This window comes from Pedobacter sp. KBS0701, assembly GCF_005938645.2.
Classification (GTDB): Bacteria; Bacteroidota; Bacteroidia; order Sphingobacteriales; family Sphingobacteriaceae; genus Pedobacter.
Map to the genome: position 1 here is coordinate 901,257 of NZ_CP042171.1, position 22,544 is coordinate 923,800.

Consider the following 22,544-nt stretch of genomic DNA (forward strand, 5'->3'; position numbering starts at 1 on the left):
AATCTTTTTATTGATCGGATAAAGGAGCAGTGAACCAAAAGCAGGCGCCCTGGCCCGGTACCGATTCCACACCGATTTCGCCCCCATGTCTTCGTATAATGTCTGCACTGATGTATAAGCCCAGTCCCAGGCCGGAATAGTGAAGGCTTTTGTAATCTGCGCGGTAATACCGGTCAAAAAGATAGGGTATCTTTTCAATGTCGATGCCCTCTCCCTGGTCCGCCACAGAAATCTTTGCCATTCCATCCTGCGTAGAAATATTGATTTCGATAACCTTAGACTCTGGCGCATATTTAACAGCATTGTTGATGAGGTTAATCACCACCTGGCTTATCCTTTCCTGGTCGGCATACATCCGCAGGCTGCAATCACCAGTTATCATCAGCCGGTACTCGCCAGCTATCCGCAATTGCCTGCAGCATGCATCAATCATTTCATAAATACTGAAAGCCTTGCTGTTCAGTCTTAGGGCTCCAATATTGATATTGTTCGCGTCGAGCAGATTTCCGACCAGACTATTGAGCCGCTCCATACTTTCATTTGCCAACTCGATAAGCTTGGGGACCATTGGCGAAGAAAGATTGTCTTTCATTTTTTTTATTAACTGCAGCGATGCGCCCAGGCTTGTAATAGGTGTTTTTAGTTCATGGCTGGCGATACTGATGAAATCATCTTTTTCCTTCATGAGTTTCCGCCTCGCGGTCACATCAATAAAGGTGCAGACCCCGCCTGAAAGTTCATTCTGGTCGCTGAACAAAGGTACGGCGTTAACCGAAATGTAAAAAGTATCCTTTTCAGGTCTGGCGACGCCAATTTCCCGGTCGTAAACCGGTGCAGCTGTTTTAAGCATAGTGTACATGGGATGCTCATCAATGGGGAGCACTGATCCATCAAGGCGAAGATTTATCCAAAGCGAGTCGTTATATGATCGGTTTTGCATTTGCAACAGATTTACGCCGAAAATCTGCCCGGCCATCTGGTTGATGTAGGTGGTGGTCCCGTTTTCATCAACAATGCATACCCCGTCGGCCATGGTATCTAAAATACAACGCAGGCGGGCTTCGCTGGCCATGAGCCTATCCTGAATAGACTTTTGCCGATTATTGTGTTCCAGGTTTTCCAGTCTAAGTTCCAGCTGCTCGGCAACAATTCTCGCCAATCCTTCCAGCAAACTTACTTCATGCCCTGTAAAATCGCGTACCTCACGGCTAACCAGGCACATCGTCCCAACGATATAGCCGTCGTTACTTATAATAGGCGCGCCGGCATAAGCCCTAAGCCCAAATTCTCCGTAAACATACGGGTGCCCGGCAAGCCTTTCGTCCATCAGGGCATTGGGAATAACGGTCGAACTGCCATTTAATACCGTGATGGCACAAAGGCTCATCGATCGGTCAACTCTGATAACCTGTTCACCCAGCCCCATACTGGATTTAACCAACTCACTCTCCTCATCCAGGAATGATATGTGAGCAATCGGAACATTAAACATATTACAGGCCAGTTCGCAAATTCTATCGAATACCGGTTCAGGTTCATCGTTAAAAACCTGGTATCGCCCCAATGCTGCAACCCGCTGGTCGTCATCATCAGGGAAAAGGTTGTCTATAGCGTGCTTGTAGGTGTTCACTTTCTAAATTTGGTATAAGTTATATAAAAACAAGATTTTTTCAAAAGATAATCATCAAATCAAAGTCTTTATTTACTGCCAAAAATAAGCTGGGCATTGGTTGTATGCATCTGTGGTTAAAAACCTTAACTTAATGACATTGGGATAGTGGGAGAGAGGCTGGTTCTGGTTCTTAAAAAAAGGGATAACCAAATTAATGGTTACCCCAATCTAAATTAACGCTCTCAGGCTTTCGCCGGATGTAGGACTCTCACCCCCTACATTGCAATTATACGCAAAAATTTATGGTCTGGTTTTTCTCCTGCCCATAAAAAATGAAAAATACCTGTTTACCAAATAGCTGTTCTGATTTAGGGCTGCGTAAAAGGAATTCGCGGTATAAGCGCTACGCTATTTATTCTACGGTTCCTTGTCCAATTTTTATTTAAAATTCCTGCCCACATGAAAAGCATCTTTAGCTTTCTCGTTCACCTCCTCCCGTACCTGCGTACGTTTATTTTGTGCCACACCAAGTGTCGCTTTTTCATCACCCCGTGATAAGGTTAATATCGGCTGAAATGTTCAACGGCAAAGTTGCCATGTGCAAGTTTTCTTCTCGTGTATATACAATCCAGTGGCCCGGTATGGTCTATAACCCTGTTCCAGAATTTGCGCTGGTTCTACAGGCTGTTTCTGCGTGCGGGTTTAATAAGTTTATTCGCAATATCCGGAACGTTAGGATTATGTTTCTGCAGGTAAAGGCTCAGGTGCCAGTAACAAAATGCCTTTAAAATGCCAGCATGTCCGCCTAGGTAACCATGCCATAGCGGGTCTATGGTGAGGTCTTGCTCATTAAGAACGTATGGACTGTTATTTTCAAAATCTGCCGAACGGCGGTATATTTCAGTACGGTTCCATTTCAATTCCGGAAACCAGCTGCTAAGGTAGCGGTACCTGTTGATCAAAATATTGCATAGCTTTGTCGGCTTCTGTCCAGGCTTTATTGGATGAAAATGCAAAATTCAAAAAGGAGATCGAAAAATCAACAATAGCGCGTGTAAATGCTTGTGAAACATAAAATTGTACATCATGTAAGAGGTACAAATGTTATTAACCTGATTGCTAAACACATTGATCTGCAAAGTGCTGAAGCCATTAAAAATCTCGCTTTTTCTGTGAGACGGGGTCAATTGATAGCGGCTTATCCACAATAGTAACTTTCCATTTAAAATTGACCAATTACCTACATCCCCATCAATTAATCCCAATTGTTAGCTTACCACAGTACAAATTACTCGGACTAGTTTCCAGCCATTAGTTGTCTTTTTGTAGATTTCTGTTTTGCCCCACCCACAACGATCATTGCAATAGTAATTGATTGAAATAATTATTCTATCTAAAGTTTCGTTGATAACGGGAGTGCTCACTTCATAAAACCCATTAGGATATTTTTTGATGAACAGATTCCATGAGTTTGGCTGTTTAATATGAGGAATCTCGTTATGAAGTAATATAGGCGCTTTTGTTTTAAGGCTTATTTCAATTTTTTTCGCATCTTCAATATCCTGATCTGTAAAGCCAAATATCTCTAAACTGTCAGTGAAATTTAATAGACAACGCTGGAAATCTATATTTGGAGTTGCGCTCCATATAACAGGCAAAAAGGCCTTGTTTTTTTCTTTAATGTAACTATTAAGGAATGTTGTCGCTATCTGATCTTTTTTTTTGAAGCCGCTCCGGCAACTACCTAACAATAGAGGTAAGATTAGTGCAAATAATTTAAAGTTTTTTATATGTAATTTCACCTGTAAGATAATTAAAGTTCAAAGATCCACCATACATATTGTTTTCCCATTGAAAGCCTGCGTCATTGAAACTGCCCTCGTGTGGCAAGAAAATTTGGGTTGTGTGCTCTCCAAAGTGTACAAATTCATGAAGTATAGAAACAGCCATATAAAGCTCAAGAGCTGTAGAATAAGATTGAACACTAAAAACATTATTGGCCGTGGATGTTATGACATGTTTAGATATATACATTTTATTTGTCGCAGGATCATATCCACCTGCGCGATTTGGATTATCTTCGACATACAATTTTGGGCCTTGCCCTGATTTAAGGTTTTCCAAAATTTTATCTTCGCTAAGGTTAGTGAACTTTTTTAGAGAAGCCATAAGCTTTGGGTCGTCCTTAACTTTCTTGTATAAACCATCGATAATTTTCCCAAGTTCAGGGTACTGAAGTCTATCAAATAACGATAAATCTAATTTTGTAGCTGTTGGAGAAGATCCTCCTCCAGAACCACCACCATGTGTTGTTCCATAACCATCATATTCGCCAACTACTGGGTTATCGGGATCCGCACAGACATAATAGGCGATATAAGGAGTACACTCCATATAGCCGTCAACACCTACGCATGTACTACCGTAAACAGGTGAATATATAGGGCAGGCCAATGGGGGTGGTACCATCACTTTTAGATTATTTATGTTTATATCCGATTGTATGTTTCTGCTGTTCTTGAAGCCGGGCAGTGACATCAACTTAGTATCCTCATTGGATACCGTATGGATGCTGCGTAATCTTTTTACAGCAGATCCTTTGCTATACTCCCAACCGTTTGAGAGAGTACCATCCAATTCAAAAAAGATAATTTTACCACTCAGGCTACCCGGCTGTTTATAATGGATGCTACTTAAGTCCTCCTGTCCCAAGGCATCGCCTATTATGGACATATAACAGGCATAGGCGATCTCCCCGGTAACCTTTTCCCTGAATATTAGCAACCGGAAATTCTTATCAGGTTTAGCCTGATTTTTTTCCTTGCCATCTATTTTTTGGTAAATATTTTTTGGGTTGGAAAGCTGGAGCTCATAAACTGTTTTGTCTTTGTCCTGATTGTTTACAAAAATGGTTTCCCATAAGGGCTCCATCCCCTCAAAGCGGCTATAGCTTATTTTATTCTGTAAGAACCACTGTTTTAGTAATTCGGTCTCTTGTTTTTCTTCCGGCATGGATCTGTTGTCCTTTTTACAGGAATATACGATAACTGATGTTGTTAGCAATAATATCAGAGCTGATATATAATGCTTTGAAAGAGCGTGTTTTTTTTCATAAGTTGATTTAGATTTGAGAACTGGTGACTAGTCTTAATAAAGATGCAATTAAAATCGCAAATGCTAAGTAAAATCCGATTTAAAGATTGCTAAATTTTAATTTGAAACGAAAAACCTCAGAAATACCTGGCGCGGATGTATTAAAATTTTAATATTTTAATGAGGTATTCTCCGTTCCTACCGATTATTTTCGTACGATCTTTGTTGAAAAAGGAAAGATAGACTTTTAGGATAAAAAAATTATTAAGAAACCATATTCAATGCTTTTGAACTGTCAAAGTGTGTGTTAACGTCGTATAGATTTCCGTCTAAATCTACAAGTGAGTCTGGATACAATTGGTTAAATTCTTTTCAGATATTCCAAATTTTGCTTTGCCTATCGCGATTCCTTCCGTGGCTTTGATTAAACTATCCTTTATAAAATGGGCTTTTTTATTTTCGTTTTGCCAGCAAGAGAATAGGAGTACTGTGATGAAAAATAAAATTGAGATATAGATATGCTTTTCTTTCGTTTATTAGAATTTTCAAGTTCTTCTAATTGTAGATCACTTTAGCTGGAAAAATGTTCATCTGGTCTAACTTTCGTATGTATTTTTTTGGACGATTTTGCGACCATTGAACTTATCACCAAAAGTGGGGAGGAACCACATTTGCCGAAATTTACGCCGTCACCTATTAGCGGTTTCGGCAATAGTAGCAAGGCGATTCAGGACTTGACAAGGTGGTAAGGATGATACTCAGCTGGATGGGCTGCAACGGTTGTAGGAAAGGATCTTTTAAACCCTTGATATAGTTTTAAGATTATGTCTGATTGGTTTATATTAGCGATATGAAATTTTTAGCTCTTGCCTTTTTTATATTATTTTTTGGTGCTACAAGCCCTTTAAATGCGCAGCATCTGGACCAGATGACTAAGCAATTATATCAGCCATCTGCTTTTAAGAAAGATATTGATCTCGTACAAACCACACTGAAAAGAGAACATCCAAATTTATATTTGTACATCAGTAAGAAAAAGCTTGATTACAAGTTTGATAGTTTAAGAAAAACAATTGTTAAGCCACTTACGCCGATTGCCTTGTATGTAAAGTTATTGCATGTGATCAGCAGTATAGGTGATGGTCACCTGAAGATTGAGTTGGATCATGCGAAACTGACGCCTCAGGATATTGCCATCTTGAAAAAACCGTTATTGCAGCATCCTATTTATCAGTTCGAGTACTATGTTACGGGGAACAGGTTGTTTATCGCCAAAAATATATCTGCCGATCCTGCCATTTTAAAGGGTACTGAGATTTTGAGCATCAATAGTGTTTCCGCTGCAAGGCTGATTGATAGCTTGAACGGCTACATCACTGCAGATGGTTACAATACCACTTTCAAGAGATATCTGATGAACCATAGTGGATTATTTGCAGAGCGTTACCGCTTTTTGTTTCCGGACAACAAGCGTCTTGATATTTCACTGAAATCATCAGGAAATCCCAGGGAAATTAAGTTGGAGGCACAGCAGAAGAAGGGCTTTGATAGTACTGGCGTTGCGATGCTGCCGAGTACGGAGTATAGACGGTTAACTGTTGACAGCAATATCGCCTATATTAAACTACGCCATTTTAATATTGGACCGGAGTATGCAGGTTATCAGGATATTTTTGCAGACATAGAAAAGCGTAAGTTAAAGACACTGGTCATCGATTTAAGGGGTAATCCAGGCGGAAATTTAGTTTGGCCGGCGAGGTTTTATAGTCACCTGATCGACTCGCCTAGATATTTCTACAGGCTCCCTGAAGAAATAAAAAAGCAGAAACAGCTGTATAATAATCAGAAAATAAGGGTTTGGGTGGATAAAATATCCGGATCAGCCTTCGAGTTGATCATGCCTCATCAATTTACATTTAAGGGTAAAGTCTACGTATTGATTGACGGAGGTACTTTTTCAGCTGGCAGCTTACTCGCTGCGAATTTGAAAACTTTGAAAAATGTAACGTTTGTTGGTGAAGAGACCGGCGGCAGTAAAAATGTATGGACTGCGTTGACGCTGAAAAGCCTTACCTTACCTGCGAGTCAACTGTTACTCCGTTACGGAACGCTTCCCGCTTTTTTTGGTGACCTTACTAGTATTGATGGTAGAGGTCTGATGCCGGATGTTCCGGTTACTTACCAGATGGAAGATTATTTGTCAGTTAGAGATTTAGAATTGGATTGGGTGTTGAAGGATATTGAGAAAAACATTAGCGGGCGATAGGTTTAAAGGTGCTACACTTTGGGAAACTGAGGCGGTGCATGCCGATCTGAACCTGATTTTTCTGCGGGTACGTATCGGATCAGGTTAACGCTGTACTAGAAAAAATAGGAAATTTGGTTTGGTATAATGATCTTAAGGAGTCATCTAAAAAAGATCTTTCGTATGATCAATAGCTGCAAGTGAGCAGACAGGCGCGAGGGGATTTACAAAAAAACTAACCTTATTCCGGGCAAATATAAGACGATGGTATTTTTTTGGGCGTGTCCCTGAAGAGTCGCGTCTTCCGCTGTATTTCCCTTTGGGAGGATGCCGCTACACCCGCTAACGCAGCTATTGATAAAAGCTGTTAATGTTAAATTTAATGGTCTTCTGATTGCCGGCTTATTTGTCAGGCAGTATAGAACCACACCCTTGCACCTTAATGACTCCGCCCGAAAGGTGCTTTTTCTGCTTCCGCCTGTCTGTCGTTTTTGGGTATTGTGCGGAACTGTGCTGCAAGTGGAGCGGGTCTGCAGTTTGTTGCTGTTTTTCCATCCGATTTTGGGGTTTGACTGAACCTCAATATTGGGAAAGGGTACCCCCTCGGCCAGGTTCAGTAATTACGCCAATCCGGAGCTTCAGTGGGAAAGCCTGGGCATGTTTAATGCCGGGTTGGATTTTACGCTTTTTAACGGCCGCATTTCGGGAACGGTTGAGTACTACAGAAAAAACGGTAAAAAATTGTTTGGCAACGCGCTTTTAGACTATTCTGGAGGCGTTGGTGCATCAATTCTGAAAAATGTGGCCGGTATGAAGGGTACCGGATATGAAATTCAATTGCAGTCGAAAAATATCGACAGGAGCTTTAAGTGGGGCACCGATCTGAGTGTGAGTCTCTACCATGATCAGATTACCGCTTATTTTATTTCCAATGTACAGGGAAGCACCCTGGTGGGTAACCCGGGCAGCCCGCCCATATCGGGGATTATCGGCAGCCCGGTATATTCGGTGTTCGGGTACAAATGGGCAGGGCTCGATCCGGCAACCGGAGATCCGCAGGGTATTTTAAATAACCAGGTTACCAAGAACTATAGCGCCTTAACAGGTAGTTCTACACAACTATCAGATCTGGTATATTTCGGCTCGGCATTGCCTACCGCATTTGGGCTTTTCAGGAATACCTTTTCCTACCGGCGTTTTGAGCTGAATATCCAGCTGAGTTTTAAGGCCGGTTATTATTTCAGGCGGAACTCAATAACCTACAATACCATGTTTGCCGGCCTGGCCGCCCACAGCGATTTTTCTAAAAGATGGCAAAACCCGGGTGATGAAAACTTTACAAATGTTCCTTCATTGGTATACCCAAATGCTGTGGCGAGGGATAATTTTTATAAAGGTGCTGAAGTATTGATCTCAAAAGGCGACCATGTACGGTTTCAGTACATCAATTTGAATTACACCTTCAGGGTGCCGAAGGGATTGATCAGATCGGGCACCGTATTTTGTGTTGCCTCAAACCTGGGCCTTGTATGGAAGGCAAATAAAGAGGGTATTGATCCTGATTATGGAAATAACTTAACAACGGTAGCGCCGGCTAAAACATTTTCGGCCGGCTTTAGGATGGGGCTCTAAAAAATAATAACATGAAAAATATAATGATTATCGGTCTGTTGGCCGTATGCTGCCTGGTTGGCTGTAAAAAATTCCTGGATGAGAAACCGGATAAAAAGCTGTCTGTACCGCAAAATTTAGCTGATCTGCAGGCTCTGCTTAACAATGTGAACATCACTGCAGCTGCCGACCCGATTTCCGGTGAAATCAGTGCAGATGATTACTATGTGGCAGATGCTGATTTTAACAGTTTGCTTTACCAGACCGAACAGCGGAAATATACCTGGGAAAAAGACCACTTGTTTGAAAAAGGGGCAGATGCTAACGACTGGTCGGTAATTTACAGTTTAATCTACCTGAGTAATACCGTTCTGGAGAAAATTGCGTCGATTGAGCGAACTTCTCAAAATGCTTCGGTTTATGATGATATTATGGGGCAGGCCTATTTTTTCAGGGGGAAATCGGTTTTTAATGCGCTCCAGATATGGTCGTTGGGTTACCAGGTGGCCACAGCTGGTACAGACCACGGGGTTGTATTGAGGGAAACCACAGATTTCAATGAGCCTTCTGAAAGGAGCAGTGTACAAAAAAGCTACGCGAAGGCAATAGATGATTTAACGAGGTCGGCCAGGCTGCTTTCCCCTAAGTTAATCCACCCGACAAGGCCCTGCCAGCAGGCGGCTTTCGGTTACCTTGCCAGGGTGTTTTTGTCTATGCGCGAATATGACCGCGCGTTTAATTATTCGGATTCGTGTTTGAAGGTAAAAACGGCATTGATTGATTTTAACAACCTGTTTCCCTCAAAGTCCTATCCTGTAGACCGCTTCTCAAGCGAAGTGATTTATGAGTCTACCTCAAAGATTTTACAGATCATGGGAAATACCAGGGCCAGGATTGTTCCCGAACTGTACAATATGTACGAGCCAAATGACCTGAGGAAACAGATCTATTTCCGGAATAACAATAATGGAAGTTTTGGCTGGAAGGGCAGTTTTAGCGGGGCAGCATCCATATCATCAGGGATTACAACTGATGAGCAACTGTTAATCAGGTCAGAATGCTCGGCCAGGGCCGGCAACCTGGCTGCCGCAATAGATGATTTGAATACGCTGTTGGTTAACAGATATGTGAAGAACAGTTTTACCCCCTATACCGTAACATCCGTTCCATCGGTTTTAAAGCTTATACTGACGGAAAGAAGAAAAGAATTGGTAATGAGGGGCTTGAGGTGGATTGATTTAAAGCGGTTGAACCTGGAGGGCGAAAACATTTCACTTTCAAGGGTGTTGAACGGCAAAAATTACAGCCTTGCCCCAAATGATCCTAAATACGCGTTGGAAATTCCTGAAGATATTATTGCCCTTAGCCGGATACCGCAAAATGTGAGGTAAAAACGAGGCTGTCTCATAATGTAGAATTGTAATCCTGAGCTTGTCGAAGCCCCGTTTTAAATGTCTTACGAGGAGTTTCGATCCTTCGTCAAGCTCAGCACAGGCTAAGCTAAACGTAATAAATTCAATAGCATTACAATTTATGAGACAGCCTCACCCAAAATTTCGGTTTAAAAACCCGCCGTTAAATTCAGGCTTACGATACCTTGCAGGTCTATCGTAAGCCTGCAGGGGCATGCTAAAACGTGCGGAGTTTATGCTCAATTGCCGGCATAAACCTTTACCCCGCCCAGCCAGGTTTCCAGCACTTTAATATTCCGCATGTTCATGCTGCAATCTTTTCGGGGCATAGTTACAGGGTCCTTTTCCAGGATTACAAAATCGGCAAATTTTCCTGCCTCAAGACTTCCTGCCCAGCTATCGGCATAACACTGCCAGGCAGCATCATAAGTTACTGCTTTCAGTGCCTGTTCATTGGTAAGCTGTTCTTCGGTATTGAGCACATTTAACGGCCATGCATTTTCGCTCGCTTCCATCACTCGTGTAATAGCTTGTTCCATCATCCTTAAAGGACCAAGCGGGGTAACGGTGTGGTCGCTATGAAGGGAGATGCGCAGCTTTTCAGCTGCCGATTTACAGCGGTCCAGGGAAAATACCTTAGGAGCATTGTGCGCTGGCAAATGCTGTCCTTCGAATATAACTTTTTCAAATACATCGCCCCAATACCCCACGTGGCCAATCAAAAAACTGGGCGAAATATTCAATGCTTCCATTTCATTGATGCCACTTTGCTCCAGCAGCGAACAGTGCTCAATCCGGTTGCGCAGTTCAGGCCCCTTATATTTTTCTAATGCGCTGCGGAAGGCTGCGATGGTATCTGTTATAGCCAGATTTCCATTTGCATGGATCATAATGGGCCAGCCTTTTTCCAGTATTACCTCATCAACCACCTGTTGATAAGCCACCGGATCTGAAAAGTTGAATATACCACATGCGTGATCCTTTTCAAGTATTACCGAATAAGGTTCGGACTGATATCCGGTTAGTCCCTGATTAGATCCATCGGATACAATTTTTACATGGCCCAGGTAAAGATCCAGATAATAATCGGGCTGCCGGTAAGGTGGTAAAGCCTGCGCAGCCTTCAGTGTTTCGCAGTATAGGGCCCCGCCCAGGCGTACAGGTAGCCGTCTGGCCTCCAGGTATTCTTCAAGATAAGGCACATACATCTGGTTAATCAGTGCATCGTACATCGAGGTTACCCCTCTTGCACTGGCCTGATGGAAAAATGCATCCATATTGGAGACAATATCAAGCGATTTATGTGCTATTGCATCCTGATAGGTATTTATCGCAGGCATCATCATGGGCTCCTCCTCCAACCATCCATGCGTTTTGGCGATATAATCATCAGCACTGGTATAGTCGTGCATTGCAGGCTGCCCTTTCTGGGCATTGTAGATGGCGCGAAGGGCCGCAGAATTGGCATATAGCGTATGGCCTGATGCGCTCATGATAAGTATCGGTGTATCTTTGCTCACGTTATCCAGGAACACGTTGTCAATCTCCGAAAAGTTTTTTCCGCTTTGGGGCTGAATAAGCGCCGGGTCGAGTCCTGTGGCCAGTAATACCACATCGGAGGAGGCTTCGTGAGCGGCAGACAGGGTATCTGCTATCCACTTTTTAGTATATACTTTCCGCAAGTCCTGTCCTTCAAAGGGGCTTATGTCTATCCATGAGGCCATCATGCCCGAAAATACGGTATGAACATGCGGTTCAAACATTCCAGGGATTAGGGTTTGGGCCTTATCCAGCACGATACTTTGGTAAGCATCTTTGTATTTGGCATCCATAGCAGCCTTTACCTGCGCATAAGAACCGCATGCTACTATAAAGCCCTGAGCCATACCGATTGACTCCACAACGCCGGCATCTCCGTTAGCCATGGGCCTGATCGTTCCTCCGGAATAGAGAATCGCTTCCGGCGTTGCTGCAGGCGGCTTGCTTTTTGACAGATGAGCGGTCAGCTTTTCAATATGTTCCTTACTGAAAAGCTTATGCTTTAAGATTTCGACTATTGGGTTTTTGCAGCCGCAGGTGCACGCATGCGGATGGTGATGATCTGTTTTTATCATTGCCAGGAAGAGTTATCTGTTTTTTAATCTATTTTGCTTTTATTGGAACTGTTTTTTGAGTTTTCTTTTGGTAGTGTGCCATCTAGCGAAGTAGCATAAGATGCAATCCAGGCCAGGATCTGCTCCATAATCCTGATGATTAACTCCAGACTTGTAACTTTTTTGACCCCGGGAAGTAACGCTTTACCTGGGGGGTACACCGGCTGAGGCAGTGGTTGTGGCAGAATAAGTCCCTGTACGGCCGGGCTGCCCGGCTGTGCAGGGATACCTGAATACAGACTAACATGCTGAAGGAAGAGTTGAGTAATATAATCTTTCATTGTTTTTGGCGGCGTGTTAATGGTAGGTGAAGATTGATCTGCATGCTGAAGTGTGCCTGGCAACGATTGGTTCTGTATCCTGGTATAGTTTGCGCCTGATGTTGCAGCTCTTTTAAGCACCAGTCGCTGAAGGGTATTCAACGTACTTCTGGTCAGTAAATTAGGCGATTGCCCGTAGATCTGTGCAATTTGCTGCAGGTCGGTTTGGTGCCAGGCATGCGGCACAACATCGAGTGTATTCCAGTGCATCGTATTCCAGCTCTGGTAATCGCCGCTCTGTGCTGTCCACCCTTCCGGAAGCGGGGGAAATGTATTGTTAAATAGATTGGCAAATGCGCTTTCTCCGGGTGTAGGCCCTGCTGTGGGATAAACTAATGACACTCCAAAGGCATCCAGTTGGTTATGTTGTTTTAAATAGAGGGCCAGCGTTGGTGAGAGCGCACCCGCCAGGCTATGTCCGCAGAATACGATCGCGCTCTGCGGCCCGGGTTGTAAACTGGCAATAAACTCTTCGAGTGTGGTGCCTGGTGATGCGGCTGTAGGGGGACTGGTGAGTGAAAGCAAGATTTTGATACCGGTTGCAGTTCCATTAGAGATATAGGGGTCGGTTCCGTTATAAGCCGATGGCTTGAAAAGAACGGGGTTGTAATTTGTCCAGTTCACTACTTCTGCCACCGAAAAATCTTCGGTTTCCCAATCATAAAGTGAGGCGGGATTAGTTGCTGCCACAGCTACAACGTAAGTTGGTAAAGTCGGGCCGCCCGGGTAAGCTACAGCGTCGCACTGCGCGACAAACAGCGCATTATCGGCAACTCCGGTTGGCTTTTCTTTCTGATCAGTCTCTTCGATGAGTGCCGGGCCCCATACCAGGTTCCAGTCACCCAGTATCGGGGTAACCGATGAATCGGCGACTGAAGGGGCTGTTTGCCCCATCACTTTAACGGGGGGAACATTATTTAAATAAAAAGATAAGTCATACTGCAGTTGCAGCTGTAACTCACTACCGGTGCCGTTGTAACCGCCCGCCCGGTTAGCGATGCATGCAAGGCCAAATACCTGCTGATAAGCATCAAGAGATGGGTTTCCCATAAGTTTAATGGAATTGATAGATTGAAATTTTTGAACAATTGACACAGCACGATATCAACTAAAGCTTTTGCTCTGATAACTGGCATAAAAGTCAGTTGTCTGCGATCCGGATCCTGACCGAAACATAAACTGTGTTGAAAACGTTACTAATAAGGTAAATTTACAAATTTTAAGAATATTTTAAAATGCTTAATACTACAAAATATTAAAATACTTATAATTAAGTATTGTGGTCGTAAAACTACAAATTGAATGTTAGATTTTGATGTACGTTTAAGGCCGGATATTCAATAATTTCTTATGGACTCCTCAAATCGGGAAAAGATGTCAAACCGGCTCCAAAATAACCGGTTTTACACAGAAAGGATATCAATGGAAAACCATTAGGCTTTCATTATTAAAGGTAGATAGCTGTTGATAGATTTCCGGGCGGGTTGGCGCATTTCCTGCCGTGCAGAAAATCCAAACGTTGTAAAGGCCTCCACCGCACTCAAAGAAAAAGACTTCCAGTCAACTAGATTCGTCATTATTTATCGGACTAAGGGATTTATTTAAACACAAAAAAGCTGTCTCTTATATTTGGAGACAGCTTCTTTTTTAGTTAAGGTAGAGGTTGATAATTATGTGCATAATCATCCTGGATTTCCGAATAGGTTTTGCCTGCCATAAAACTTTGAAGTTCGGCGGGCTGATCAATGTCCTGGTCTACTATGATTTCGCAGGGTAAAGCAGCCTCAACGGTCTGACAGTTTTCGGAAGGTGTACCATTAAGCACGTATTTGGTATAATCGGTTACATCTGCGGTTGATGATCCGTTAAACCTCCAGGTCTGTGTTCTTTTACCTGTAAACGCACTGGTTGTAAAGATAAGACCGAACCCCAATACGAGGGCTACAAGGCCTAAGTTGATTTTTTTTAACATGGTATTTAGTTTAATGTTCTCCCTTGTTTTTATAGGGAGGGTTAAAGAATTGATCTGGTGCTGTGGTCTGGCGATCGGTTGATTTTCATGTCGGATATGACCGGTATCCATTGTGGTGATTACTCTTTGTCACATGCCTCCCGCTTTAGGTGAATAATTAAGGTAGTTATCGTTATTGCGGTAAATACGAGGTTAAAAATGAGGTGAGTTCTCCAGCCAAGCGTTTTTAGTACACCGCCACAGCTACAGGGCACTTTGCTGAAATAGCCTGCCAGGATGAGAGCGATGTAGACGGTAAAAGCAGTGATTAACAGGAGCGATGCAATAAGGCCATATAACCTGGTTTTGTTAAAGGCGAGTAAGGCCGCTGCAACAACTTCTGAGCCTGGTACCGCAATAAGCAGAAATGCAGAAAATGGTGCTGGGAAAACCTGTTTGGCCAGTTCGGTTTTAAATTCGTTAAGGTTACCAAGTTTACTTGCAGCGGTAGTGCCCCATAAAATAACCAACAGGAGGTAACCTGTATAATATGCGCTTTTATTTAAACTTACTTTCATGACCTGATCATTTATAACGGAGATATTTACTATCCTTTAAATCCTGTATAAAGTTCGGTTCAGTTTAGGCTAAGTGAAGGCCATATAAGTTACCGATTGACAAATTCATAATGGAATTGAGGCAATAAATGTTACCTTTTTACCGCTTTTGCCCTTAATCGGCTCAAAACTTTTGGATGGATGCCTAAATAATTTGCAATTACTTTGAGTTCGCAGAGGTTAAACAGTTCTGGTTTCAATTTCATCAGGTTATTGAAACGGGCGTTGGCAGTTAAATGTGCCAGGGATTCTGCGTGCAGGATCAAATCTGAGATCTGCTCCTGGTATAGTTTGTTGATGAGCTCCCGGTATTGAGGGAATATATTGTAAAGGTTGCCGGTATGTATTTCTCTATATGCGATAATGGCAGAATCTTCCAGAAATTCTGCGTAAATTTCTTTTCCCGTATATTCACCCAGCGTTAATAGTGAGGTAAGAAGCCGGTCTTTTTGCCAGAACAGGATGGTCGTTTCCTCTTCTTCTTTAACAGCGTATAGCCTTAATGTACCTTTACTGATGAAGATTAGGGAAGAGCTGAATAACTCAGACACCTTAACGGCTTGTTTCTTATTGAACGTGCGCTCATGGAGAGAATAGTTCAGATAACATTTTAGCCCATAAGAGGGTTTTAAGTAACATTCAATTTTTTTAAAATAGCTTTCATTTTCCATAATATATTTTTAGGGCAAAGAAAGAAGCTTTCGTGCAGTCGTCAAGTTGCTGGCTTAGCAACCCCGGGCAACCCTGACCAAACCTGGGAAGTAATTGTTTTTGATAAAATTGCTAAGTAAATTTAATGGACCTTGTTTCTGTTTTTTATGCTGAAAATATTCTTTGTGGCAATTAAACGAGAGGGGTTAGCAGTAACGGGAATTTGGCTGGTTGAAACAGATACAGGGAAATGGATATTTAGGCAGCTATGTGTTAACAAGATTGAATGTTATGCCGGCTGGTGGGGTTGATGGGTGAATTTTTTTTTAATGTGCCGGGCTTGCTACCCGGGCAACCTTCAGTTAACTTAACAGGCGTTGGCTAAATTGTTTTATTTGCCTGAATAAGCTGTTTTTTTGCCATGCTCAAATTTTTAATGTTCCGTTTCTTTTGACATTAAACCCGCCTGGCTGTAAAGGATCGCAGTTTTTAATATACGATTCGATATAAGTTATCGTTATACATGGCAAAAGACGTAATATTATGATGTCTTTATTTACTGATTAAATATACAAATGATGGAAAAACTAACACCAGTTGCTTTTTCATCCCTATCAATTGAGTTATTTACCAAAGTGCATAAATTTCTCGTTTATGCACGGCCAAGGCGCCCCCAGCGGGTGGCCTGTATCATTTTCAACCTCGGGCTCATCTTCCTCAGCCGGGGCTACCCATAACTTTGGGGCAACTTGCCCCGCAGTGAATTTTGAATTTACATATCTACCATTAACTTTAATATTATTGGGAATGTTAAACAGCTTTTGGTGTTGTTTGGCGCTAAAATTTACAGGTAAAAACCACATTTTCTAACCAATTTCAGCCGCTTCAGTACCATGGGTTTAACCACCTGAATAACAGCACAGAAACCGCTTCCGGATCTGGTTGCGGAAAGCTTCATCACCCTTTCGCAAAATGGTTTCGTGTCTTAAATTTTACGCCTTATGAATAACCTTGACGCACTGGTACAGGTAATGTACAATATTTACCTCGTACTCAACAAAGAACAACTCACCTTTACCTTTATCGACCTCTTTGGCGACCCTAATGAGCAGCTTACCCGCCAGCAGGTTAAAGATTACCTGAACATTAGCGAAAGCACCTACAAACGTAAGGTAAAAGATGGCTCGTTAAAGCCTATAAAACTACCTGGTGGCGATCGTTTTTACGTGAAAGATCTGTTGGCCGCCTACCTGGAAAGCCAGCGAAAAGGCCGTATCTGATTACCCTTTCTTTACCTGTTGTTTACCCTTTCTTGCTACCAGGTTAACCCCATGGTTACCCCTGGTTTACCCTTTGGTTACCCTGGCTTTACCTTTTGGTTACCTAAAAGGTAAAGCCAGAGACTGTTTCAGCCGATCAGCTACACTCGTTATGGTGATGCTGCCCTTAAGCTGGCCGCCACAAGCTCCCCCGGTTAGTACACTATGGGCTAATTGTGGCGGCCCATTTTAGCTCACTACCCCCACAAATTGGCTCAATTTAGCTCATTTTAGCTCAAAATGAGGCACTAATACTGCCAGGGTGCTACGTTTGGAGCATGGATTTAAAGATACCGGTATAAACAGAAATCCTTTTAAACAAACATTTTTTCACTTAAAAAAACAAAAATTATGGCAACGTATTCAAAAGGCGCAAATGGCGCATTCTCGGGCAAGGTAGGCAGTGTAATTGGCAGCAACTGGCGCAGTATCGATTACCTGAGGGGTTTACCGAAAAAAAGCACTAAACCCAGTACTCAACCCCAGTTGGCGCAACGCAGCAAATTTGCCCTAGCCCCGCTCTACCTGAGCCCTATTAAAGACATTTTAAACATTGGCTTTAAAGACAAACAGCTGAACAAGATTACAGGTTACAATGCAGCGGTAAAAATCTTCTTAAACCAGGCGATCGGTGGCAGCTACCCGGATTTTGTAATCGATTTTTCGCAGGTGGTGATGAGCAAAGGTTCACTCTCGGTTTTTCATGGCCTTAATGCAAGCCTGCAAGGGGCAGATCTGATCCTGAACTGGCAGAGCATTTTAAACCGCTACAATTCTTTTACTGATGACTCGCTTACCGTAGTGCTTTTTAACGCTACCAAAAGCATGTACCTGGTGTACGAAGACGCGCAGCGCGCCGCAGCAACTTACACCGCGGCAATTGGCGCCGGCTTTAGTGGCGATGTTTTTCACGGATGGGCTTTTGCAGTAAAACGCGATGCCACTGCCGTGGCAAACAGCCAGTACCTGGGTACCTATACCATCCCTTAGTTTAATTAATCACCCGCCCAAGCCATGCAGTGTTGCAGGTTTGGGCTATTTTACAGAAAGATATGAAAACATTAAAACTGGCTTTAATGGCGCTAACGCCAAAAAGGCAACTACTCGAAAAACTGATGCTGGCCACCATCTTAATTCTGGGCTGGCTTACGCTTCCTAATTTATTACGAACCTTCGAACCCACCGCTGCCCTGCTCGATGCAGGCATTTGGCAGTTGCTTTTGCTCGGCCTGTTGTGTTATGTAGCCCTGTTGCAAATCTCCTGGTGGCTGTTGTACCGCTTTTGGCTCGGCCTGGGCCTGCTTAATTTAACAGATATGGTTTTACGTTTTAAACAACTCACATCATGGCAACAGTTAAGATTTTTTTGGGCATCGTTTGCTTTGCTCTTTTTAGCGGGTATAGCCTGCCTGGCCGCGATAGTATAAACCCGGCGCCGGACACGGCCATGCCCGATAGGGCAAAGCTGTTGTGCATTGCAAAAAACGAAGTAGGTGTACGCGAACTCTCCGGACACAACGATGGGCCGCGGGTAGCAACATACCTGCGCTATGTAAACGTAAAAGAGGGCAGTGCCTGGTGTGCGGCTTTCGTAAGCTGGGTTTTTGGCCAGGCCGGGTACCCTGCACCACGTACCCCCTGGAGCCCGGCCTTATTTCCATTAAGTAAACGTACCAAACAGGTAAGCCCCGCAGTAGTATTCGGTATCTACTTTAGCCATCTGAAACGCATAGCCCATTGCGGGTTGGTGGAACGGAAGGAAGGCGACTGGCTCATTACCATCGAAGGGAATACCAATATGGAAGGCAGCAGGGAAGGAGATGGGGTTTACCGGAAACGGCGGCCTTTAAAAGCCATCAGATACTTTGCCGATTGGGCCAATAAGAAAGGAGGGGACGATGAAAAATGAGTTGAACCTGTTGATGGCTGGTGGTATGTTATTTTCTGCATGCGGCGCTTTACAAAGCAAAAAGACGTTGCATACGCAGGAACTTCAATCGAAGAGCCACTACCAGGAAAATACCAATCAGCAAAGCTGGGAAAATGGTAACACCCTTTTGCTTGATACCGGTAACAGCGAATACGTGGTGCAAATTACCCCATTGGGGAAATTTCTCTACAGTACTGAAAAGGGTTTCGAAGGCATGGCCGAAAAAGTTGTGGTGCGAGGAAAAGCGGATAGAAAGCAGATCCTTCACCAGCAAGTGCAAACCGGGCATCAGCTTCAGCACCAAAAGCATAACCTGGAAAGCACACAGTTAAAAACGAAGGCGCAGCACATTGATAAAAGCAAAAAGCCGCGTTGGGTGGTGCTTTGCATAGGGCTGGTAATAACAGTTGGCCTGGCTTATTGGGTAATGAGAAAATGGCGCTTCGACTGAATATTAAAATGCTCCCTTTAACAAAAGTTAGGGGAGCATTTATATAGCGTTCAATAAAATTGTGCTAAAATTACCAGGCAAGTATACGTTTAGCCTTTGTTTAAGGTGCAGATCATATAGCGGAATTTTAGTGGCTGGAATTAATCCCAAAATTTATCATCAGTATTGTACAAAAAAAATGGAAATACGTTTTTGAAGAATTTAACCTTATATTTAGGTGTTCGGTTTTAGGTATCAAATGCCTTAAATACTCACTTATCAGTAATGAAGAATGGTTTAACAGATATTCCCAAATATAAACTGGAAAACTTCAGGCATCTCCACAGGCATAGTAATCCAGGCGCACATTTCGGAAATAATATACCTGATGATACTGAAAGAATTGAAGGGTTTGAAATTTATTCCAGTGATGGAATGGTTTCATCAAAAGGGCCCTTAAAATCTATTTTTTACAGGATCGGCATTACTGTTAACGGTTCGTTGAATATGCAGGTAGGCCTTGACGAATATACCCATCGGCCCGGGACCTTGACATTTACATTCCCCAACCAGACTTTTTCAACGAGTAATGTTTCTAAAGATGCATTTGGATACTATATGTTCTTTATTCCTGAATTTTTAAATGATATCATTCCGTCAATCAAAATTGCAGATGAGTTTCCTTTCTATGATATTTCCGGTGTACCTGTATTTCAAATTGAAAGTGAAGAAATGGAAAATATACTTGTGCTGGTGATGAAAATAAATACAGAATTACAGTATAAAAAGTCCGGGCGCGATAAAGCGATCAAAATGTATGTGTATCTGTTACTGCTGGAGGCTAAAAGAAGTTATGAACGACAGAATATAGGTAACACTAAATCCTTCCTTCGGGACAGTTCTAAATTAATTAACCGTTTCAAGAAACTTGTTACCCAATATTATCTTAATAAAAAGCAAGTCAATGACTATGCGCAAATGTTAGGTGTTAGTCCCAATCATTTAAACAGAATAGTAAAAGAAAACACAGGAAAAACTGCTTCGGAAGTAATAAAAGAAATGATATTACAGGAGGCTAAATCATTGCTGCGCTATACGGGAAATTCAGTAGCCGAAATTGCTTATCGTTTAGATTTTTCTGACCCGGCTTCTTTCAATCGTTTTTTTAAAACTTTTACAAAAGAAACTCCCCTTGCTTATCGGTCCAGGCATAATTAAGTCAAGAAAACGCATAATAAAGCTAATGATCAGCCTTTAAATAATGATCAATTTTGTTTTATGGAACGCAGAAATTTCATAAAAAACACAACGCTAACTGCTTTGGGAGCAGTTTTGATCCGCCCTTTAGCGTTATTTACAGAAGAAACAACAAATCCTATGAAAACAAAAGATCAGTTAAATGACTTAGAATTACCCGCAGGCATACGTGAACGCTATGTGCCCGGAATAAATGGCCTGACAGTGCATGTACTGGAAGCCGGATTTGAGACGACAAAACGCCCTGCTGTGCTGCTGCTGCACGGATTTCCTGAACTTGCTTATAGCTGGCGAAAAGTAATGTTGCCAATGGCTGCTGCTGGTTACCATGTAATTGCACCGGATATGCGTGGCTATGGCCGCACAACAGGATGGGACGGCAATTATGATGGAAATTTTGCTTCTTTCAGAACACATGAGCTTTCCCGCGATGCCATGGGTTTGGTAATGGCTATGGGACATGATTCTGTTTACAGTATCGTAGGCCATGACGTGGGTGCCACAGTAGCGGCCTATTGCGCACTCGTCAGGCCAGACTTTTTCAGGTCAATTGTTATTTTAAGTTGTCCGTTCGGCGGAGTACCAGCTTTACCTTTCAACGTTGCATCACAACCTGCACCGGCCCTGCAACCAGCAGGTACTGTAAAAGATCCCCTTACAACATTACCACAACCACGCAAAGACAGCATTACCTACTTTTCAACACGCAATGCCAATGATGATATGCTGAACTGCAAGCAGGGGCTGCACGATTTTCAGCGGGCTTACTTTCATGTAAAGAGTGCCGACTGGAGTCAAAATAAAGGACTTTCTCCACTTACTTCAGGCAGGGCGGAAGAACTGGCTAAACAGCCTATTTATTATGTTTTAGATCTTGATAAAACAATGCCGGAACAAGTTGCGCCTTATATGCCGTCTCCACAAGAAATATCTGCCTGTAAATGGCTCCCGGATAATGAGATTGACGTTTATACCCGGGAGTTTAAGCGTACCGGTTTCCAGGGCGGATTGAATTGGTACCGTTGCACTACTGCCGGATTGAACAAGTCTGACCTCGAACTTTTTTCAGGACATAATATAGATGTGCCTTCTTGTTTTATAGCAGGGATCGCAGATTGGGCGAGATTTCGTCCTGTTGGCGCATTGGAGCAAATGCAAAACCAGGCTTGCACAAAAATGGAAAGTTTTCACATCATTGAAGGTGCAGGTCATTGGATAGCCCAGGAGCAACCTGAAAAAGTAGCCGGCTTGATTGTTGATTTTTTGCAACGAATGAAATAAACGATATTAATAACAATACCACTTTTAGGCAAAAAAAACGGAAAAAATTGCGAATAATGCAATGTTCCTTTAAAACACAAGTTTTTTACCACTACTGCCGTCGTTTACGAAACATAATATGACATCAGTATTTGATGCAGTAAAGTTTTACATTCTTGAAAAAGAAAGCGCTTTCTTTTCTGTAAAAAGGGACGATAATAACGTATTGTTTTATGATTTTGATTTCAAAATGAATTGGAAAAGGGTGAATAATGGTAAACAGTTAATTTACTGTAAATAAGTATTTTATAAAAAATATAGGGTTTTTGAAAATTCCGGGACATGGAATTTTCTCTGTTTTATAAAAAAAATGATAAATTTATGTTACCTAAATTGATGCCTAATACTCTCTTATGAAACAGATATTTCAGACGTATTCCATTTTCATTGCAGAAGATGATCCCTGATACGGCCCAAATGTTAGATTATCATTTAAGTTTAAACCTGTAATATTAATCAGCTGGTTTCTCGCTATACAAGATTGTTTAAACAAGCGCTATCAAAAGCAGATCTAATTTTCATTGATCCCGGGTTTACGAGATTACCCCGGTGATCAATTATTTCAAAAATAACGGAAGTTAAACCAGATATACCTGTAGTCGCAATCAATATAGACAAGAAAT

The 22,544-nt window shown here is 42.4% G+C and carries 19 protein-coding genes; 10 read left to right on the forward strand and 9 right to left on the reverse strand.

What is annotated here, in order from left to right; genetic code table 11:
- Nucleotides 1-7 precede the first annotated feature (7 nt).
- The 4 genes from FFJ24_RS03545 to FFJ24_RS03560 form a co-directional block, all read right to left on the reverse strand.
- The gene (locus FFJ24_RS03545; protein WP_138822615.1) at nt 8-1,630 is read right to left on the reverse strand and encodes an ATP-binding protein; all 1,623 of its coding nucleotides are present in this window, start codon (nt 1,628-1,630) and stop codon (nt 8-10) included.
- A gap of 659 nt (nt 1,631-2,289) precedes the next feature.
- A complete protein-coding gene (locus FFJ24_RS03550) occupies nt 2,290-2,574 on the reverse strand; it encodes a hypothetical protein (protein ID WP_138822617.1) in 285 nt (94 codons plus the stop codon).
- A gap of 306 nt (nt 2,575-2,880) precedes the next feature.
- Nucleotides 2,881-3,414 carry a hypothetical protein gene (locus FFJ24_RS03555; protein ID WP_138822619.1) on the reverse strand — a complete coding sequence of 178 codons (534 nt, stop codon included), beginning with the start codon at nt 3,412-3,414 and terminating at the stop codon, nt 2,881-2,883.
- On the reverse strand, nt 3,389-4,624 hold the full coding sequence (locus tag FFJ24_RS03560) for a hypothetical protein (RefSeq protein ID WP_138822621.1): 1,236 nt from the start codon (nt 4,622-4,624) through the stop codon (nt 3,389-3,391). Before FFJ24_RS03560 ends, FFJ24_RS03555 begins: the two co-directional genes overlap by 26 nt.
- Nucleotides 4,625-5,555: 931 nt before the next feature.
- Here FFJ24_RS03560 and FFJ24_RS03565 point away from each other — a divergent pair.
- From FFJ24_RS03565 to FFJ24_RS03575, 3 genes are all read left to right on the forward strand, one after another.
- Nucleotides 5,556-6,971, forward strand: a complete 1,416-nt coding sequence (locus tag FFJ24_RS03565) for a S41 family peptidase (protein ID WP_138822623.1) — start codon at nt 5,556-5,558, stop codon at nt 6,969-6,971.
- A gap of 564 nt (nt 6,972-7,535) precedes the next feature.
- Entirely contained in the window at nt 7,536-8,582 is a 1,047-nt protein-coding gene (locus FFJ24_RS03570) for a hypothetical protein (RefSeq protein ID WP_138822625.1), read from the forward strand.
- 11 nt (nt 8,583-8,593) lie between these two features.
- Nucleotides 8,594-9,952, forward strand: coding sequence for a RagB/SusD family nutrient uptake outer membrane protein (locus FFJ24_RS03575; RefSeq protein WP_138822627.1), 1,359 nt, complete (start codon nt 8,594-8,596; stop codon nt 9,950-9,952).
- Nucleotides 9,953-10,212: 260 nt separating this feature from the next.
- Here FFJ24_RS03575 and FFJ24_RS03580 read toward each other — a convergent pair whose 3' ends face one another.
- The 5 genes from FFJ24_RS03580 to FFJ24_RS03600 all read right to left on the reverse strand — a co-directional run bounded on the left by FFJ24_RS03580 (nt 10,213) and on the right by FFJ24_RS03600 (nt 15,685).
- Nucleotides 10,213-12,087 carry an amidohydrolase gene (locus FFJ24_RS03580; protein ID WP_138822629.1) on the reverse strand — a complete coding sequence of 625 codons (1,875 nt, stop codon included), beginning with the start codon at nt 12,085-12,087 and terminating at the stop codon, nt 10,213-10,215.
- 23 nt (nt 12,088-12,110) lie between these two features.
- Entirely contained in the window at nt 12,111-13,496 is a 1,386-nt protein-coding gene (locus tag FFJ24_RS03585) for a lipase family protein (RefSeq protein ID WP_138822631.1), read from the reverse strand.
- A 601-nt stretch (nt 13,497-14,097) separates the two neighbouring features.
- Nucleotides 14,098-14,418, reverse strand: coding sequence for a hypothetical protein (locus FFJ24_RS03590; RefSeq protein WP_138822633.1), 321 nt, complete (start codon nt 14,416-14,418; stop codon nt 14,098-14,100).
- Between the two features lie 119 nt (nt 14,419-14,537).
- Nucleotides 14,538-14,975 carry a MauE/DoxX family redox-associated membrane protein gene (locus FFJ24_RS03595; protein WP_138822635.1) on the reverse strand — a complete coding sequence of 146 codons (438 nt, stop codon included), beginning with the start codon at nt 14,973-14,975 and terminating at the stop codon, nt 14,538-14,540.
- Between the two features lie 131 nt (nt 14,976-15,106).
- A complete protein-coding gene (locus FFJ24_RS03600; RefSeq protein ID WP_138822637.1) occupies nt 15,107-15,685 on the reverse strand; it encodes a Crp/Fnr family transcriptional regulator in 579 nt (192 codons plus the stop codon).
- Between the two features lie 981 nt (nt 15,686-16,666).
- On the opposite strand from FFJ24_RS03600, the gene FFJ24_RS03605 reads away from it, so the two are divergent.
- From FFJ24_RS03605 to FFJ24_RS03635, 7 genes are all read left to right on the forward strand, one after another.
- Nucleotides 16,667-16,945, forward strand: a complete 279-nt coding sequence (locus FFJ24_RS03605; RefSeq protein ID WP_138822639.1) for a helix-turn-helix domain-containing protein — start codon at nt 16,667-16,669, stop codon at nt 16,943-16,945.
- A 390-nt stretch (nt 16,946-17,335) separates the two neighbouring features.
- Complete coding sequence (locus FFJ24_RS03610) at nt 17,336-17,974, forward strand: DUF6266 family protein (protein ID WP_138822641.1); 639 nt, start codon at nt 17,336-17,338, stop codon at nt 17,972-17,974.
- Nucleotides 17,975-18,036: 62 nt separating this feature from the next.
- Complete coding sequence (locus tag FFJ24_RS03615; protein WP_138822643.1) at nt 18,037-18,411, forward strand: hypothetical protein; 375 nt, start codon at nt 18,037-18,039, stop codon at nt 18,409-18,411.
- Nucleotides 18,330-18,893 (forward strand): peptidoglycan-binding protein, encoded by a 564-nt coding sequence (locus tag FFJ24_RS03620; RefSeq protein ID WP_168202376.1) that lies wholly within the window; start codon nt 18,330-18,332, stop codon nt 18,891-18,893. The genes FFJ24_RS03615 and FFJ24_RS03620 overlap by 82 nt, the downstream gene beginning before the upstream one ends.
- On the forward strand, nt 18,883-19,365 hold the full coding sequence (locus FFJ24_RS03625; RefSeq protein WP_138822645.1) for a hypothetical protein: 483 nt from the start codon (nt 18,883-18,885) through the stop codon (nt 19,363-19,365). The genes FFJ24_RS03620 and FFJ24_RS03625 overlap by 11 nt, the downstream gene beginning before the upstream one ends.
- A 264-nt stretch (nt 19,366-19,629) precedes the next feature.
- Nucleotides 19,630-20,562, forward strand: coding sequence for a helix-turn-helix domain-containing protein (locus tag FFJ24_RS03630; protein ID WP_138822647.1), 933 nt, complete (start codon nt 19,630-19,632; stop codon nt 20,560-20,562).
- A 159-nt stretch (nt 20,563-20,721) separates the two neighbouring features.
- Nucleotides 20,722-21,882, forward strand: coding sequence for an alpha/beta hydrolase (locus tag FFJ24_RS03635; protein WP_138822649.1), 1,161 nt, complete (start codon nt 20,722-20,724; stop codon nt 21,880-21,882).
- The last annotated feature ends 662 nt before the right edge of the window (nt 21,883-22,544 follow it).